This is a genomic window from Alkalihalophilus pseudofirmus, assembly GCF_029094545.1.
GTDB lineage: Bacteria > Bacillota > Bacilli > Bacillales > Bacillaceae_D > Alkalihalophilus > Alkalihalophilus pseudofirmus.
In genome coordinates this window covers 1,356,954-1,373,748 of sequence record NZ_CP117835.1, presented here as the reverse complement: position 1 = coordinate 1,373,748, position 16,795 = coordinate 1,356,954, and the positions used below count along the sequence as shown (strand labels likewise).

The 16,795-nt window shown below is 40.7% G+C and carries 16 protein-coding genes and 2 riboswitches; of the genes, 6 read left to right on the top strand and 10 right to left on the bottom strand.

Annotated elements, in window-relative coordinates; all coding sequences use genetic code 11:
* Positions 1–58: 58 nt before the first annotated feature.
* The 4 genes from ribH to ribD form a co-directional block, all read right to left on the bottom strand.
* Positions 59–526 (bottom strand): 6,7-dimethyl-8-ribityllumazine synthase, encoded by a 468-nt coding sequence (ribH, locus tag PQ478_RS07095; RefSeq protein WP_012958399.1) that lies wholly within the window; start codon positions 524–526, stop codon positions 59–61.
* 89 nt (positions 527–615) lie between these two features.
* A complete protein-coding gene (locus PQ478_RS07090) occupies positions 616–1,809 on the bottom strand; it encodes a bifunctional 3,4-dihydroxy-2-butanone-4-phosphate synthase/GTP cyclohydrolase II (protein ID WP_012958398.1) in 1,194 nt (397 codons plus the stop codon).
* Between the two features lie 43 nt (positions 1,810–1,852).
* On the bottom strand, positions 1,853–2,521 hold the full coding sequence (ribE, locus tag PQ478_RS07085) for a riboflavin synthase (protein WP_289236284.1): 669 nt from the start codon (positions 2,519–2,521) through the stop codon (positions 1,853–1,855).
* A gap of 1 nt (position 2,522) precedes the next feature.
* On the bottom strand, positions 2,523–3,605 hold the full coding sequence (ribD, locus tag PQ478_RS07080) for a bifunctional diaminohydroxyphosphoribosylaminopyrimidine deaminase/5-amino-6-(5-phosphoribosylamino)uracil reductase RibD (RefSeq protein WP_289236283.1): 1,083 nt from the start codon (positions 3,603–3,605) through the stop codon (positions 2,523–2,525).
* Positions 3,606–3,867: 262 nt separating this feature from the next.
* A riboswitch (FMN riboswitch) is annotated at positions 3,868–4,070 on the bottom strand.
* 191 nt (positions 4,071–4,261) lie between these two features.
* Here ribD and PQ478_RS07075 point away from each other — a divergent pair.
* On the top strand, positions 4,262–5,767 hold the full coding sequence (locus tag PQ478_RS07075) for a potassium/proton antiporter (protein ID WP_435521070.1): 1,506 nt from the start codon (positions 4,262–4,264) through the stop codon (positions 5,765–5,767).
* A gap of 65 nt (positions 5,768–5,832) precedes the next feature.
* On the opposite strand, the gene PQ478_RS07070 is transcribed toward PQ478_RS07075, so the two are convergent.
* Positions 5,833–6,300, bottom strand: a complete 468-nt coding sequence (locus PQ478_RS07070) for an SMI1/KNR4 family protein (protein WP_289236282.1) — start codon at positions 6,298–6,300, stop codon at positions 5,833–5,835.
* A 168-nt stretch (positions 6,301–6,468) separates the two neighbouring features.
* On the opposite strand from PQ478_RS07070, the gene PQ478_RS07065 reads away from it, so the two are divergent.
* From PQ478_RS07065 to PQ478_RS07055, 3 genes are read left to right on the top strand one after another with little or no spacing between them, the layout of a single operon-like run.
* The gene (locus PQ478_RS07065; protein ID WP_075683520.1) at positions 6,469–7,275 is read left to right on the top strand and encodes a hypothetical protein; all 807 of its coding nucleotides are present in this window, start codon (positions 6,469–6,471) and stop codon (positions 7,273–7,275) included.
* Positions 7,276–7,278: 3 nt separating this feature from the next.
* Positions 7,279–7,662, top strand: coding sequence for a GntR family transcriptional regulator (locus tag PQ478_RS07060; RefSeq protein ID WP_012958392.1), 384 nt, complete (start codon positions 7,279–7,281; stop codon positions 7,660–7,662).
* The gene (locus PQ478_RS07055) at positions 7,659–8,351 is read left to right on the top strand and encodes an ABC transporter ATP-binding protein (RefSeq protein WP_075683519.1); all 693 of its coding nucleotides are present in this window, start codon (positions 7,659–7,661) and stop codon (positions 8,349–8,351) included. Before PQ478_RS07060 ends, PQ478_RS07055 begins: the two co-directional genes overlap by 4 nt.
* A 42-nt stretch (positions 8,352–8,393) precedes the next feature.
* Here PQ478_RS07055 and PQ478_RS07050 read toward each other — a convergent pair whose 3' ends face one another.
* Positions 8,394–9,014, bottom strand: coding sequence for an SIMPL domain-containing protein (locus tag PQ478_RS07050; RefSeq protein WP_289236281.1), 621 nt, complete (start codon positions 9,012–9,014; stop codon positions 8,394–8,396).
* Positions 9,015–9,360: 346 nt separating this feature from the next.
* Here PQ478_RS07050 and PQ478_RS07045 point away from each other — a divergent pair, with 346 nt between their 5' ends.
* Both PQ478_RS07045 and PQ478_RS07040 read left to right on the top strand, forming a co-directional pair.
* Entirely contained in the window at positions 9,361–10,749 is a 1,389-nt protein-coding gene (locus tag PQ478_RS07045) for a sodium:solute symporter family protein (RefSeq protein WP_289236280.1), read from the top strand.
* Between the two features lie 44 nt (positions 10,750–10,793).
* On the top strand, positions 10,794–11,891 hold the full coding sequence (locus PQ478_RS07040; protein ID WP_289236279.1) for a M24 family metallopeptidase: 1,098 nt from the start codon (positions 10,794–10,796) through the stop codon (positions 11,889–11,891).
* Between the two features lie 113 nt (positions 11,892–12,004).
* Here PQ478_RS07040 and PQ478_RS07035 read toward each other — a convergent pair whose 3' ends face one another.
* The 4 genes from PQ478_RS07035 to spoVAEA all read right to left on the bottom strand — a co-directional run bounded on the left by PQ478_RS07035 (position 12,005) and on the right by spoVAEA (position 16,795).
* A complete protein-coding gene (locus tag PQ478_RS07035) occupies positions 12,005–12,439 on the bottom strand; it encodes a peptidylprolyl isomerase (RefSeq protein WP_289236278.1) in 435 nt (144 codons plus the stop codon).
* Positions 12,440–13,041: 602 nt separating this feature from the next.
* Positions 13,042–14,364 carry a diaminopimelate decarboxylase gene (lysA, locus tag PQ478_RS07030; RefSeq protein WP_289236277.1) on the bottom strand — a complete coding sequence of 441 codons (1,323 nt, stop codon included), beginning with the start codon at positions 14,362–14,364 and terminating at the stop codon, positions 13,042–13,044.
* A gap of 90 nt (positions 14,365–14,454) precedes the next feature.
* A riboswitch (Lysine riboswitch) is annotated at positions 14,455–14,629 on the bottom strand.
* A gap of 110 nt (positions 14,630–14,739) precedes the next feature.
* Positions 14,740–16,227, bottom strand: coding sequence for a spore germination protein (locus PQ478_RS07025; protein ID WP_289236276.1), 1,488 nt, complete (start codon positions 16,225–16,227; stop codon positions 14,740–14,742).
* Complete coding sequence (gene spoVAEA / locus PQ478_RS07020) at positions 16,202–16,795, bottom strand: stage V sporulation protein SpoVABEA (RefSeq protein WP_289236275.1); 594 nt, start codon at positions 16,793–16,795, stop codon at positions 16,202–16,204. The genes PQ478_RS07025 and spoVAEA overlap by 26 nt, the downstream gene beginning before the upstream one ends.

The window sequence follows — 16,795 nt, the reverse complement described above, 5'->3', positions numbered from 1 at the left end:
AGACTAAAGAAACAAAAAATCAGCGTAGCTTGGCAGCTATGCTGATTTTAGGGGAATATTATTCGAACGAACGACCTAGATTTGCCATTTCAATTGCAGCCGCTGCCGCTTCCCACCCTTTATTTCCTGCTTTTGTACCAGCACGTTCTACAGCTTGCTCGATCGTATCAGTTGTCAGCACCCCGAAAATAACCGGTTTACCTGATGAAAGAGATAGAGAAGCTACACCTTTCGCTACTTCACCACACACGTAATCAAAGTGAGGAGTCGCACCGCGAATAACCGTCCCTAGTGTAATAACTGCATCATACTTTCCGCTCTCGACCATTTTCTTTGCAGCAAATGGAATTTCAAAAGCACCAGGAACCCATGCTACATCTACATCTTCCTCAGCAACACCATGACGTTTTAGAGCATCTTCAGCTCCGCCTAATAATTTGCTAGTAATAAATTCGTTAAATCGTCCAACTACGATCCCTACTTTTAACCCTGTTGCTACTAAATGACCTTCATATACTTTACCCATGTTTAAATTCCTCCTAATGTATGTATCAATTTGACAGAAGCACTAGAAGCTTCTAGTGCTTCTCGTTCTCGTTCACCTTTTATTTACGTTTAAAAATGAAGCATGTGGCCAAGCTTTTCTGTTTTTGTACGCAGATAACGCTCATTATCTACATTATGCGGCATTTGAATCGGAACACGGTCAACCACTTCTAATCCGTATCCTTTCAGACCCGTAATTTTTCTTGGATTGTTCGTTAGAAGTTTCATTTGAGTGACACCTAAATCTCTTAAAATCTGCGCCCCAATACCATAATCACGAAGATCTGGCCCAAAACCCAGCTTCTCATTTGCTTCAACTGTATCATAACCCTCTTCTTGAAGCTTGTAGGCTTTGAGCTTATTCATTAAGCCAATCCCACGCCCTTCTTGACGCATATAAAGCAGAATTCCAGAGCCTTCTTGCTCAATTTGTGCTAGAGCTGCATGTAATTGCGGTCCACAATCACAGCGGTTAGAGCCGAACACATCACCAGTTAAACACTCTGAATGAACTCTGACAAGGGTTGGCTCTCCTTCTCTTATTTTACCCTTTACAAGAGCAACACTTTCTTTTCCTTCAAGTACATCTGTATAGCCAATGGCGCGAAAATCACCAAAAACAGTCGGAAGTTTAATTTCAACCTCTTGCTTAACAAGCTTATCTTTACGATGACGATAGGAAATAAGATCTTTTATCGTAATCATCTTAAGATCATGTTCATCAGCAATCTTGCGAAGCTCAGGCACTCTGGCCATTGAACCATCTTCATTCATAATTTCACAGATGACACCAGCAGGCTTTGCTCCAGATAACCTTGCTAAATCAACAGCAGCCTCTGTGTGACCAGCCCGGCGCAAAACTCCACCGTTTTTAGCAATCAGCGGAAAAATATGGCCAGGACGTTTAAAATGATGTTTCTTCGTTTGATCATCCACAAGTGCTAACACCGTGTCTGAACGCTCATGAGCCGAAATTCCTGTCGTCGTAGTATGATGATCAATGCTGACAGTAAAAGCTGTTCCGTGTGGGTCTGTATTATGATCAACCATTGGGACTAAATCAAGTTCCCTCGCACGGTCTTCAGTAATTGGTGTACAAACTAAGCCGCGTCCGTGAGTGACCATGAAATTAATAACCTCAGGTGTTGTTTTCTCTGCAATGGCAACAAAATCACCTTCATTTTCCCTGTCCTCATCATCACATACAATGACGACTTTTCCTTGCATTAATTCATAGATTGCTTCTTCAATTGGATCAAACATTTTGTCTTGCATGTTGATTCACCATCCTAATCTCGTTCGCTATTTAAAAACCATGCTCTGATAAAAACTGTTCACTCAAGGAGGTTTGTTTTACCTGTTGACTGCTCTTTCTGGGTGGACTCTTTTTCCTTGTTATAAATTGTTCTATATATTTTCCTATCATGTCACACTCAATATTCACAATATCTCCCACACCTTTTGATCCTATAATCGTTTCTTCAATCGTGTGGGGAATAATTGAAATCGTGAAGGAATTTTCATCTACTCCAAAAATCGTTAAGCTTGTTCCATCTACTGCAACGGAACCTTTATGAATCATGTAGTGTCTTAAGTCATCAGACACTTCAATTGTATAATAGACTGCATTATCTTTAGGTTCTTTTGAGATGATTTTGCCGATTCCATCAACATGTCCAGATACAAAATGGCCTCCAAATCTACCTTTAGCACTCATCGCCCTCTCAAGATTCACTTTTGCGCCTCTGCCTAACCCGTTTAAACTAGTGGCACGGACCGTTTCTGGCATTAGGTCCACTGTAAATGAATGACTTGTATACGAAGTAACCGTAAGACACACCCCATTAACTGCGATACTGTCTCCAAGAGCAACATCACTGAGAACTTTTTTCGCAGCTATATTCATCACAATAGCTTCGCCGCTTTGACGTACTTGGTCAATTCTGCCAATTTCTTCAATAATTCCAGTAAACATCTTACCCCTCCTTTACTAAAGAAGTGATTTTAATATCTTGTCCTACTTGTACTACATCAATCACTTCAAGCTCAAGTGCTTGATTAATAGAAGGAATTCCTTCTCCACCAACTGAAGTCGGGGCATTCTTCCCTCCGATCATTTTAGGCGCCACATAGGTTATGACTTGATTGACCGCTCTTTCTTTAATGAAGCTTCCATTTACTTCTTGGCCGCCTTCCACATAGAGCGTCATAACTCGTCGTTTTCCTAATTCCTTTAAAATAGAGGGAATAGAGTAGTCACGTAATCTAATCACATCCACACCAAGCATACGAAGGGCTTCTTCTTTTTCACTAGAAGCATGTTCTGTGGTAAATACCCACGTCTTCGCTGCTTGATCACAAGCTACTTGTGAACTCTCCGGCAGACGCAGATGTCTGTCTAAAATAATTCGAATCGGATTGCGCCCGCCATTCGGCAGACGTGTCGTCAAAGCTGGGTTATCGCTCAGCACTGTACCAATTCCAACCATGATTGCATCATGAATGTGACGGTCGCGGTGCACATCAAGCCTCGCTTCCTCTCCTGTAATCCACTTACTTTCACCTGTAACAGTGGCTGTCTTTCCATCTAGGGTAGATGCTGTTTTCATAGTTACAAAAGGCCGCTTTGTTTGAATAAAATGAAAAAACATACGATTTAATTCAATGGCTTCAGCCTCACATACTCCAACATCTACGGTAATTCCTGAATCACGAAGTCGTTTGATCCCACGTCCAGATACTTCTGGGTTTGGGTCGACTGTTGCTACCACAACGCGCTTCAATTGTTTTTCAATAATTAAATCAGCACAGGGAGGAGTTTTACCATAGTGACTGCACGGTTCTAACGTCACATATATGGTAGCTCCTTCGGCTTTTTCACCGGCCATTTTTAATGCGTTAACTTCAGCATGACCTTCCCCTGCCTTTAAATGAGCTCCCATTCCTACAATCGCTCCGTCTTTTACGACGACAGATCCTACCATCGGATTGGGAGATGTTTGACCACGTGTTTGTTCTGCAAGCGTTAGAGCCAGCTTCATGTAGTCTATATCCTTCATCACGCATCCCTCTCATCCGATGTTCCTTCAAAGGAAATCCAAAAAACCCCCGAACGATTCATCATCATTCGGGGGTGTCATTTAAAGAAGAGTAGCATGAACTAACCATTACAAACATAATGGATTTCAACTGTATTCAAAAAGGCAGACTGCTCCCTTTAATAAGTGCTTTCTTTTGAAAAAGATAGACTTAAATAAGGCATGTCTAAGAAATGTGACTCAAAAGTCGGTCTCATTTTCTATCACTTTTAGAATCATGCTCTCGTTCCTTCTCCCATCCAGACTTTAACTGTCGGTCCCGGATTTTCACCAGGTCCACCGTTTTCAAGATGCAGCAAACACATCACCTCTATACTCTAATCATCGTATTGATCACAGCCGATAGAAGCGAAAACGGGTCACGGACTAAGAAGCATTTGCTTCATCACCGCCGGTCGGGAATTTCACCACGCCCCGAAGGAAACATCATTCAATTTTTTACAACTACCGACATTGTATCTCGTTTCCTCACATACCGTCAACTATATTATCTTGAATTTAAGAAAACAACTTCTCATTCGCTAGAATTTTCGAACATATAGGCAAATGTCTACATATACTTTAGTATGGATTCCACTGATTCTATAGATTTGAACAAAAAGGGGGGAAAACCTAACTTGATTGAGACTCTCTCATCTAACGACTACTTTATCCTGCTATGTGCACTGCTTCTCATTACAGGTGTACTGGCTGCTAAGTTTTCCTCTCGTTATGGTGTACCTGCGCTAGTGCTGTTCATCCTTCTTGGAATGCTTGCAGGGAGTGACGGAATAGGCTTTATTCATTTTGAAAATATAAAACTTGCACAATTACTTGGTCTGTTTGCTTTGGTCATTATTTTATTTGAGGGCGGCCTCCAAACAAAGTGGTCTACCGTAAAACCCGTCCTGCTCCCCTCACTTTCATTAGCTACCCTCGGTGTAATTATTACTTCCTGCATTATTGCTGTTGCTGCCAAATACATACTTGGCTTGACTTGGTTTGAAGGAATGTTATTCGGAGCGATCGTAGGTTCTACCGATGCAGCAGCTGTTTTTGCCGTATTAAAAGACCAAAATATTAAAGAGCGACTCGGGTCAACACTAGAAGCCGAGTCTGGTGCGAATGATCCAATGGCTGTCTTTTTGACCTTACTGTTTATCGAGTTCATCTTAAATGACGCAACCTCTATAACCTACATGATCACAAATTTTCTTTGGCAGATGGGTGCAGGACTTATTATTGGTCTTACATTTGGAAAGGCTGCTTCGCTTGCTATTAATCGCATAAACCTCGATTCAAGCGGGCTCTACCCAGTTTTTGCTCTTGCTTTTGCCTTGTTAACCTACAGCGTCACGGCTCTTTTAGGAGCAAGCGGTCTTCTCGCTGTTTACGTGAGCGCTCTTGTCATTGGCAGTCATGATCTAACATACAAACACTCTATTTTCAGGTTTAACGAAGGGTTTGCTTGGATGATGCAAATCTCTATGTTCGTTATTTTAGGTCTCCTCGTCTTTCCAAGTGATCTGCTTGATGGAACGATTATAATTGTCGGCCTCTTACTATCCGCCATTCTTATCTTTATCGCCAGACCTGCTGCTGTCTTTTTATCCACATGGAACATGAATATGAATTGGAAAGAAAAAGCGTTCCTCTCTTGGGCTGGATTACGAGGTGCTGTTCCTATTGTGCTTGCTACCTTTCCCTTACTTGCTGGATTAGAAAACAGTCAATTATTTTTCAATCTTATTTTTTTCATCGTCCTAACATCAACGCTTATTCAAGGGTCAACCATCCACTTTTTTGCAAAGTCTCTCTCCTTAACAGGACCTAAAAAAGTGACTCCGATGCATACGCTTGAATTAATCTCTATTGGGAAAGCAAATGCTGAAATTATAGAGTATGAGGTGAATGAGGAAACAGTGGTCATAGGTCAACAGTTAAAGGATATCCCTTTTCCAAAAGATGTCTTGATCAATGCAATCATTAGGAAAGGAGAGTTAATTACCCCTACTGGGAATACCAAGATTGAAAATGAAGACACCTTATATATTCTCGTCTCAAGAAAAAGTGAACAAGAGTTGAAGAACCTTCTTACACCTGATAACACTGCAAAATCCACCCGATCATTTATTAAAGCCTAGTTCCAATTAGCGAGCAACTAGGCTTCAATAGGTTTATCATTATTACGTTGAAAATGTTAATTGAATTAATCATCATTCTCTTTTAAAAATAGTCTACCTAGAAATTCATCAAACGACTGCGCAGCTACCTCTTCAGACCAAGAGCCGTCCTCATTTGCAGAAAAATAAACAACCTTAGGAACGGTTGTGTATCTATAATCTAGTGAAAGCCACGTATCCATTGTCCCAGTTAGTAACACTTGTCTTTCAGGTAAATGGAGTTGTTCTATGAAAACACTAGATAGACCGACCCCGCATTCTGCATCAAGCTCCTGAAAGTAAGGGATGATGGCGGCTTCCCCGTCCTCAAATAAAAGATAACGGTAGGTTAATTCTCCGCCATTCTGCTCATTCATAAGCTTCTTATACATAAGGGGCAACTCTACATCTAATAAATTCTCTATTTGTTGAATCGCATTCTCCGTCAGCCTCTTTCCTGGTTTATAAGAAGTAGGCCTCTTCCAAAAATCTTCCCCTTTATATAGTTGAATCATACTACCCGCACCTTTCGTTTTCATATTACCTCTATTGTTACTTATATAACAATTTGAAACAACAATAAAAACGGGCTTGTCCATTTTGTAAAAGATCTTGACTGTACTTTTGTCTTAGTGTACTATCTAACTAACACACTAAGACATTAAAAATTTGGAGGGGTCTTTATGAATGTATGGGGAAATTTATTAAAAAAAGAAATCCGCTTAGGGGTGCCCGCTTTTATCATGCCGGTCGCAGGCTTTCTAATCATCTGTGCGATTGCTGGATTTATTGGGCAACGCAATGGATTTATGTGGGAAGCGTTAATAGGTGTTGTCGTATTGGCAATAGGTCTGCAAGCCTTTTATTTAGCTTATTATATGTTCTTCAGCTTACAGGCTGAACATAAGAAATTACATTTATGGCTTCATAACCCTCTTCCTGCTTATGGTTTGCTTTCAGCTAAACTAGCTGCCGGTATTATTTCTATGGTAATTACAACCGTTATTGTTGCTGCCGTTGGATTAATTGCCATAACACAGTCTGAGCTGTGGGGAGAACTCTCCTCCTATATAACATTCGCACAAATCGCTGAACTCGGATTTTATGGAGGCTTTACATTATATTTGTTTGCCTTATCTGCAGTCGTATGGGTGATGTTTTTCTGGATGATATTCTTGCTGCTATCAAGAGTCTTCCATAGTTTTTTAAGTTTTGTTTTGACTGCGATCAGCTTTATCGCCTTGTTTAGTTTTATTGGATGGTTTGGAAACACGTCTGTCCATGCTGCACTTACCGAGTGGGGAGAAATTGAACTTGGGCAAATGCTACAAAGTATTGATTTTCAAACAAGCTTAGAAACAGGCACTGATGTCACCACTCAAATGGGTTCACTTTCTTTTTATACCGGTACATTATTATTTGAAACGATCTTGGCTCTAGCTTTATTCTTCATAGCTTGTTGGATGCTGGATCGAAAAGTTGAGGTGTAGGATATGACTGATACGTTTCATGCGTCAAAACCAATATACATTCAGCTCGCAGAAAGGATACAGCGTCAAATTTTACGCGGAGAATTAGCTCCGGGTGATAAGCTGCCATCTGTAAGAGAAATGGGTATCCAGTCAAGCGTCAATCCAAACACGGTACAGCGAACATATAGAGAACTTGAGGGGATGAATATTGTGGAAACAAAGCGCGGGCAAGGTACATTTGTAACAGAAGACAAAACGGTTCTTGATGTTATGCGCAATTCACTAAAAAAAGAAGAAATTTCTCGGTTTGTAACAGGCATGCACCAAATGGGTTACACAGATAGGGAAATTGAGTCAGGCTTAACTGATTTTCTAAATAGTTCTAGAGAGGAGCCTAAGCAATGATAACCTTCAACAATGTTTCTAAAAAATATATGACCAAAACAGCTTTAAAAGATATTAACATTGAATTAAATAAGGGGAAGATTATTGGGTTAGTCGGGGAAAATGGCAGCGGAAAATCTACAACATTGAAACTCATTGCTGGACTTATTCAGCCTTCAAAAGGTTCTGTCATTGTGAATGGTAAGAAAGCTGACCGCCGCATCGCAAAAGATGTAACCTATTTATCAGAACTTGATGAATACTACAGCTTTTATAATGTGGGTCAGACGATTGAATTTTACGCTTCACAATTCCCAGATTTCAATTTAGTAAAAGCAGAAGAAATACGAGAATTTATGAAATTAGATAAAAATACTAAACTAAAACATTTATCCAAAGGGAATCGAGGAAGGCTGAAGCTGATCCTAACGTTATCTCGAGATGTGCCAGTTATTTTACTAGATGAACCATTTTCTGGACTTGATCCGATGGTACGCGACTCAATTGTGCAAGGGTTGATCTCTTTTGTAGATTTAGAAAAGCAGATTATTCTGATCACAACTCATGAAATTAAAGAGGTAGAAATGATTCTAGATGAGGTCATTGCCATTAAGGATGGGCAATTTATCGGTCATCACAACGTCGAAGACCTTCGGTACACCCAAAATATGAGCATTGTTGAGTGGATGAAAACGTTATATAACGAATAATAGATTAAGAGCAAATACCAACTAAGGTACTTGCTCTTTTTATTATTGATATGAAAATACTGCTTCTACAGATGCGCGGACTGATATGGTACCAGCTTGGATCGGCGTAGCTTGTGTGCTGAAAGCCGCCCCGTCATACATCCTGACAGGTGCACCGCCTGACCTCTCAATTATTTTCTGAGGCGTCTCATTCAGCGTGACATTAAGTGTTTCTGTCATTGCCATAGCTTTCCCTTTTGCATCTTCTAAAGCTAATTGAAGTGCTTGTCGGTATAAGTCCGTTGAGTCTGCTACTGTAAATTGGATCGATTGAATGACATTGGCACCATTCGCTACTGCGGTATCTACTATTTCTCCAGCTTGTGTAATATCCTCAACCTTAATGTTAATCATATGAGTGACCTCGTATCCCCTAAATTGCTGTACCCCTTCTACAAAGTCATATCGAGGTTCAATTCGATAAGTGATTGTTTGAATCTGACTATCCTCAATTCCAATTTCATTTAGAGCGGAAATAACAGCAGAAAAGATGTCATTATTCACTTGCTGAGACTCACTTACTGTCTCTGCTTCTGTCACTACACCAAGCGTGATTTCAGCTTGGTCAGGCATTACGCTAACTTCCCCTTCCCCATTTACGGTTAACGTTAGTTGATCTTCCACAATGCATCCCCCCTCATTTATATGACTAACCTAGTTTATTCAACAAAGCTTGCCTAAAGACACATCAAAAAAACACATGAAATTTTGTAGGTATTTTTTACTATTTTATTTTTAGATTTCAACACAAATTATTATAATTTTCATAAAAATAACCCAATTTTTGAAAGCGGTGTTCTTATCTTGTTAATTACAATTTTAAAATAATAAAACTCGCATAAAATTCTACCAGATAAACCTCCATACCAACGTGTTCAGCCATTTTCTTTCTCCCAAAAGGTATGTTAGGTTATTAACTGTTGTTAAATTCAAGCAAGTAAACTACTCGAAGGAGATGATGTGAAACGTTATGGAATTACAACCAGATTCAACATTACTATGGTTTATGGCAGTATATGCCGTCATTATGATCGGTATAGGAATTTTCATGTCTAAGAAAGTTTCTGGGAGTGAGGATTTTGTTTTAGCAGGAAAAAGCTTAGGTCCTTTTGTATTAATGGGAACCCTGCTTGCAACATGGACAGGAAGCGGCAGTATCTCAGGTGGAGAAACATCTATGGCTTATACATATGGGATTATTCCAGCGATCATGTATATGCTTCCGACTCTTATCGGTATTCTAATTTTGTATGTCGTTGCACCTAAGATACGTGCATTTGGAAAATTCACTGTAGCTGGTATTCTCGAAGCAAAGTATGGAACGACCTCTCGTAACCTGGCTTCTTTAATTATCATCTTAGCTTATGTAGGAATCGTTTCTTACCAAATCCAAGGTTTTGGCTTTATTTTAAATATTACAACGGGTATGGATGTAAGTCAGGGTACGATCATTGGTGCAGTCATGATTATATTCTTGGCCATGATCGGCGGCTTACGATCTGTATCTCAAACAGATGCCCTAAGCGGCTTTTTAATGGTCGGCGGTTTATTAATCACTGTACCTACCATTATAATTATAGCTGGGGGATGGAGTGAAATTATTGCAAATGTTCCTGAATCGCATACGACTGCAACTGGAGGACTTACAACCTTGCAGCTAATTGGATTCTTGCTTCCGTCGCTATTTTTATTACTTGGTGATCAAAATATGTACCAACGTCTGGCTTCATCCAAAAATGATCAAGCCTCTAAACGAGGACAGATCGGCTGGTTAATCGCCATGTTAGTGATTTCACCTTCCATTGCGATTATCGCCTTTGCTTCTCGCTCAATTTTTCCTGATATCGACCCAGGAATGGCTTTACTTGCTACAACAGTTGTGATGCCTGTTGCCATCGGCGGATTGTTGCTTGCTGCAGCTGCATCCTTTATCATTACTACAGGTAACTCTTATTTACTTTCAGCTGCAACAAACCTAACATACGACATTTACAGCAACTATATTGATAAAGATGCCTCAGATAAAAAGAAACTTTGGATGACTCGTCTTTTTATTGTTATTCTTGGTGTACTAGCCTTTATCATTATTCGATTCTTCCCTACTGTCCTAGCTGTCCAAATGTATGCTTACACTGTTTATGGAGCAGGAATTACACCAGCAGTACTAGCTGTATTCTTTTGGAAGCGTGTCACAGCAGCAGGCGGAATTGCATCTATGTTCACAGGTCTCGTTACAACACTCACCTGGGAAATTCCATTAGGACAGCCATTTGAGCTGAATGCAGCTGTTATTTCAGTACCAATCGCAATTATTGTATTAATTGTTGTTTCCCTTTCAACCCAAAACAAAGATCATTAAAAGCAGCACTAATTCAACTCAAATCTGCTTAAGGAGGCGTTTTTGTGAAACATCGTATCAATCAACTCACTACCTGGCTAAAAGAAGAAAAGACCGATGTCGCTTTTATTACTTCAAAAGAAAATATTTTCTACCTAACTAACTTCTATACAGACCCTCATGAGAGACTTGTGGGATTGTTTGTCTTCAAAGATCACAGCCCAATTATGGTCATACCAAGTATGGAAGTCTCACAAGTTCAAGATGCTGGATGGGAGCACCAAATTGTTGGATATAAAGATCATGAAAGCCCTTGGGGACTTATTCAGCAATTATTAAAAGATCGTCAATTAGATACTATTTCTTCAGCAGCAATCGAAACGGATGTATTAACTGTGGCACGAATGAATGACCTTCTTCAGCTGTTTCCTAATGCTGCGGTACAACCTGTAGAGAACCAATTAAACGCGATGCGATTGGTTAAGGACTCATCTGAAATAGCAATCATTCAACGAGCAGCTGAGATGGCAGACTTCGGTGTAGAAGTTGGAAAAAGTGCTCTTAAAGAAGGCATCACAGAAATGGAAGTACTTGCAAAAATTGAATATGAATTAAAGAAAAAAGGCATACGCGAAATGTCATTTTCAACAATGGTTCTTTTCGGTGAAAAATCAGGCGCTCCGCACGGAAATCCAGGAGACCGCAAGTTACAAGAAGGCGACTTTGTATTATTTGACCTCGGTGTTGTCTTAGACGGCTACACTTCAGACATCACGCGTACCTTTGCCTTTCGATCAATCAGCGATGAAAAAAGAAAGCTCTATAACACCGTTTTACAAGCACAGCTAGCTTCTCTTGAAATCAGCAAACCAGGTACACGAATCGGAGACCTAGATCAAACAGCTCGTGACGTGATTACAGAAGCGGGTTACGGTGATCGTTTCCCGCACAGAATCGGTCATGGTATGGGGATTAATGTACATGAGTTTCCTTCAATGAGCCACCTAAATGATGGCATCCTAAAAGAAGGCATGGTGTATACGATTGAACCCGGCATTTATGATCCTGTTTTAGGCGGCGTTCGAATTGAAGACGATGTTCTTATCACAAAAGATGGACATATTACCCTCACGAAAACTTCAAAAAAATTAACGATTGTGTAAAACATAAATAAACCGGCAGTTCATACTGATCTGCCGGTTTTGTTATTCGAATGTGACCCTTTTCATTAAAAAACAAAAAAGAGCCATCAAAAGATGACTCTAAAGGAAAAAATTTACTCTTCCCAAACTTTTACTTCTTGCATTACGTCGCCTTGTTTAATGCGAGTCACTGAATCTAATCCTTCTACAACTTGACCAAATACAGTGTGTACGCCGTCTAGGTGAGGTTGAGGTTCGTGAACGATAAAGAACTGGCTTCCGCCTGTATCTTTTCCTGCATGTGCCATTGAAAGTGCGCCCGGTACGTGCTTGTGAGGATTCCCTTCTGTTTCACATTTGATTGTGTAACCAGGACCTCCTGTACCGTTACCAGTCGGGCATCCGCCTTGAGCAACAAAACCTGGGATAACACGGTGGAATGTAAGACCGTTATAATATCCTTCATTCGCTAATTTTTCAAAGTTAGCTACTGTTCCTGGTGCTGCTTCTGGATAAAATTCAATAATTAGCTTTTCGCCATTTTCAAATGCAATACTACCTTTTTTCATATGTATAGCCTCCAATTGATAAGATTCACCTTATTGTACACGATTCCAAGCTGAAAGTGAAATCGAAAAGGCTGAAACAGAAATACGAAAAGAGTTATAAAGTGCATATAATCCGCTTCTGAAATATACTCCGCTTTCCGTGGGGAGTTGGTGAGCTTCCTCGGGCCTTCGCCCTGCGGTATCTCACTCCTGCTCTAGTCCACACATGAGTCTGCGTATATTTCATCCGCTAAGTTATAACTTTTTGTAATTATGATGTGGAGCGATTTAGTTATGGTCCAGTTCAAATTATAAAACAGCAGGCATTATAAGGTTCATCTTCCAAGACTACATCGCTGAACAGTTGCTTATAAAATGGGAACACTTACAACATCCTTCCTCCGTTGATTGGAGTGGATGGCGCCGACTCCAGCGGGATGCGCGTGACCAGGGAGATCCCACAGGGAGAGAGCCCGAGGAGGCTCCCGGACCGCCCGCGGAAAGCGAGTACCTGCAGCGGAGATCAGCCACTACTGCAGGGAGGTGTCTTAATAGCATTAAGTGCCAGCCTCACAGGAGCAAAGCGATGAGACTACTTCCAAGCCGCCCATGTCTGCGCCAACCTACATCTGTTTCATTACTTGCTTTAATGGCAGGTCAAGGCGAACTAGATCTTCATATGATTCTCGTTGAATAACTAATTGTGCTTCTCCTTTTTCTACAAATACAACTGGTGGTCTTGGAATGCGGTTATAGTTATTAGCCATTGAATAGCCGTACGCACCTGTACAGAATACAGCTAACACATCTTCATGTGATGCTCTTGGCAGTGGAAGATCCCAAATTAACATATCTCCACTTTCACAGCATTTCCCTGCAATAGAGAATGTTTCTGTCGCTTCCTCGTCCGCACGATTTGCAAGAATCCCTTCATACTCCGCTTGATAAAGTGCAGGACGGAGATTGTCACTCATTCCACCATCAACAGATAAATAATGACGAACATTTGGAATTTCTTTTCTTGAACCTATCGAATATAAAGTAGTACCTGCATCCCCAACTAGTGAACGACCTGGTTCAATCCAAATTTCAGGGATCTCCATTTGATGAGCAGCTGCCTTTTCTTTAATAACATGAACCATTTTTCTCACATACTCACCAACAGGCAGCGGCGTATCACCTTCAATGTAACGAATGCCAAATCCGCCCCCTAAATTAAGAACGCTTGGGGTAAATCCTAATTCTTCACGCCATTTCTCAATAAATTCAAAGATTTTTTCAACAGCCATTACAAAGCCGCTCGTCTCAAATATTTGTGAGCCGATATGTGAATGGATACCGAGCAGATTAATATGTGGATCTAGTAGTGATAATTGAATCGCCTGGTCTACTTGGCCGCTTTCTAGGTCAAAACCAAATTTTGAATCTTCTTGTCCTGTAGAAATATAATCATGCGTGTGTGCTTCTACACCTGGTGTAATACGAAGCAAGATATCCATTTTCACATCATGACGAGCACAAATATGTCCTAATTGTTTTAACTCATAGAAATTATCAACAACGACACAGCCAATTCCTGATTCCACAGCCATTTCAAGCTCTGCTAAGCTTTTGTTGTTGCCGTGAAAGTGAATACGTTCCATCGGTACACCCGCTTGAATCGCTGTATAGAGCTCACCGCCTGATACAACATCTAAACTCAACCCAAGTTCATCAGCAAGTTGAAACATTGCAATACAGCTGAAAGCTTTAGATGCATAGGCTACTTGATAATTTACACCTTCTTCCCTAAATGCCTCCTGAAACTGTTCAGCTCTCTCTTTAATTAATGCAACATCGTATACAAATAATGGTGTTCCGTATTTATTTGCTAATTCAATTGTATCGACCCCGCCGATTTCTAGATGACCTTTATCATTAATAAGACTTGAACCGTGCATATACATAGAATCTCTCTCCTTTTATTCCTGTCTATACAAAAAAAGCAGCTAATGTTGTTACACTAGCTGCCCTAATATGCGCAAGAGTAACCTCACTTCTAGAATAGTCCTCCACTACGAATGTAGTGACAGTTCGTTCATTGTTCACAAACGACCCAGCACTTATTTCATGGCAAAATAAGCGCTTCGGCAAATTGACCTTTCCATTTGGTTCTAAGCCAGCCATCAGCTCCCCAATTGTACTCATTCGTTTTGCGCCTCTACCCCATTATTCATGAGGTTCATTAAATTGTTGTAACTACTTTAGCACACAAAGAAGAAGTCATCAACCCTAAATAGAGAGAGAAAGCCATTTTTATATAGGTATTTAACGCTTCAGCCTTACCTTCCGCTAGGTTTTTGTTTAATCGGATCTTGCGGATTAACGATACTTGGACGCCATCGAACTGAAGGCACAGTAGAACGAATAAGTATCTGCCAAATAGCAGGCGGATCAAACGGAATAAACGGCCACAAGTAAGGCTTGTTGAATGTTTTGAGGCCGGCGAGTAATAGAACAAAGATCGTCGTACCTATGACAAGGCCAGGCACCTTAAAGAACGCTACTAAAATAATGAGAATGACCCTAGTAATTCTAAGCGCAACGCCAAGCTCATAACTAGGTGTAGCAAACATCCCAATTGCACCTAGAGCCACGTATAAAATCACTTCCGGTGTAAAATAGCCGACTTGTATAGCAATTTCACCAATCAATAATGCAGCTACTAACCCTAGTGCCGTCGCAAGCGGAGAAGGGGTATGAATAGCTGCCATCCTCAAGAGCTCAATCCCCATTTCGGCAAATAATATTTGCAGCACCATCGGTATATTATTCGTTTCCTCAGGACCGATAAACTCAAGTGCAGCAGGCAAAAGACTTGGCTGCATTACAAGCAGGAGCCAAAACGGCAGAATAAACAAAGAGAAGAATATCCCTATGAAACGTGTCCATCTAAGAAAAGTCCCTACTGCTGGCGATTGTCGATACTCCTCAGCATGCTGAACATGGTGGAACAATGTGGTCGGTGCAATAATAACACTTGGCGACGCATCAACTATGATGATGATATGACCTTCAAGCAAGTGAGTGGCTGCCACATCAGGCCGCTCTGTATACCGTACGAGCGGAAATGGATTTGCCCCTTGCTTTACTATATATTCTTCGACAATTTTGTCTGCCATCGTAAGTCCGTCAATTTCAATCGCTTCGAGTTCCTTTTTAATAATATCAACCAACACAGGATCAGCAATGCCGTCAATGTAGGAGACACAGATGTCTGTTTTAGAGCGTACTCCGACTTGCATAATTTCATTACGAAGACGCTCGTCTCGGATTCTCCGTCTAGTTAGAGCAGTATTAATGATAATATTTTCGGTATAGCCATCTCTTGCTCCACGTACAACACGCTCTGTATCAGGCTCTTCTGGTCCTCGGCCGGGATATTGACGAACATCAATAACAAAAGCTTCTTCTTCTCCTTCTACAAGGATAAAAATAAGGCCAGAGAGCATTTGCGTAATCGCATTGTCCATTGAATGCGTTTCTTCTACTTGAACATGGGTTAAATGGTTTTTGAACGCCTCTTTAATATTGTGAGTTTTACGGTGACGAACATCTAAGTCCATCAATTCCTTCATTAATTCGATCACGTAAAGACTATCAATTAAACCATTTACAAAATAGATGCTTGTCTTGCGATCAAGGATGGATAACGTTCTAACCCCTACATCAAATGATTCACCTAGCCCCAGCCTTTCTTTGAGCCGCGTCTCATTTTTTGTGAAATCCCGGCTAAAATGTTCTTCATGTATTTCCTTTTTTTGACTCACGGTAGCCACTCCTCTCTAAGATGAGATTAACTGCTTGTTTTGTTACCGGACAGCCTTTTTTTAACGTATCAAGCCCTGCCATCTTTCCTATATCACCTATCCCGACAATAAAAGGGATATCAAGCTGATCTAGAATGTAGACAGTATCTCCATTAATTCTGCCAATCTCCATGTCAGCGACCCCATCTTTGTCTACACCATACTCGGTCAGCTCTCCGTAACGATCAATGCTTATATCTACTTTTGCCCATTCGCATGAATGAGTCGAGGAAGCAACAGCAATGGCACCTAGCACCTCTATATTGGGATCAGTGGCCACCACTCGCATCGCCCTCTCCCCTGGCCCCTCATATTGATAACCGCAATCATCAAACATAACTAAAACGGGATCTGAAGGTGTGCTAAGAATCATTTCAACAAGCTCCTCTCCAGATACATGAGTTGGATTCCCCCAAGAATGACTGATGCACCTGCCTCCTATATCGACAGCTACTTTTTCAACTGCTTGCTTCGCATGTTCGTCGCCATCGGTAATCAATATGACTTTCCTTTGTTTTTTCTCTAACAC

Excerpts from the sequence above, each read along its gene's own strand:
- lysA (WP_289236277.1), bottom strand. The coding sequence starts at position 14,364 with ATGTATATGCACGGTTCAAGTCTTATTAATGATAAAGGTCATCTAGAA.
- PQ478_RS07060 (WP_012958392.1), top strand. The coding sequence starts at position 7,279 with ATGACTGATACGTTTCATGCGTCAAAACCAATATACATTCAGCTCGCA.
- ribD (WP_289236283.1), bottom strand. The coding sequence starts at position 3,605 with ATGAAGGATATAGACTACATGAAGCTGGCTCTAACGCTTGCAGAACAA.
- PQ478_RS07055 (WP_075683519.1), top strand. The coding sequence starts at position 7,659 with ATGATAACCTTCAACAATGTTTCTAAAAAATATATGACCAAAACAGCT.
- PQ478_RS07070 (WP_289236282.1), bottom strand. The coding sequence starts at position 6,300 with ATGATTCAACTATATAAAGGGGAAGATTTTTGGAAGAGGCCTACTTCT.
- ribE (WP_289236284.1), bottom strand. The coding sequence starts at position 2,521 with ATGTTTACTGGAATTATTGAAGAAATTGGCAGAATTGACCAAGTACGT.
- PQ478_RS07090 (WP_012958398.1), bottom strand. The coding sequence starts at position 1,809 with ATGTTTGATCCAATTGAAGAAGCAATCTATGAATTAATGCAAGGAAAA.
- PQ478_RS07045 (WP_289236280.1), top strand. The coding sequence starts at position 9,361 with ATGGAATTACAACCAGATTCAACATTACTATGGTTTATGGCAGTATAT.
- PQ478_RS07035 (WP_289236278.1), bottom strand. The coding sequence starts at position 12,439 with ATGAAAAAAGGTAGTATTGCATTTGAAAATGGCGAAAAGCTAATTATT.
- ribH (WP_012958399.1), bottom strand. The coding sequence starts at position 526 with ATGGGTAAAGTATATGAAGGTCATTTAGTAGCAACAGGGTTAAAAGTA.
- PQ478_RS07065 (WP_075683520.1), top strand. The coding sequence starts at position 6,469 with ATGAATGTATGGGGAAATTTATTAAAAAAAGAAATCCGCTTAGGGGTG.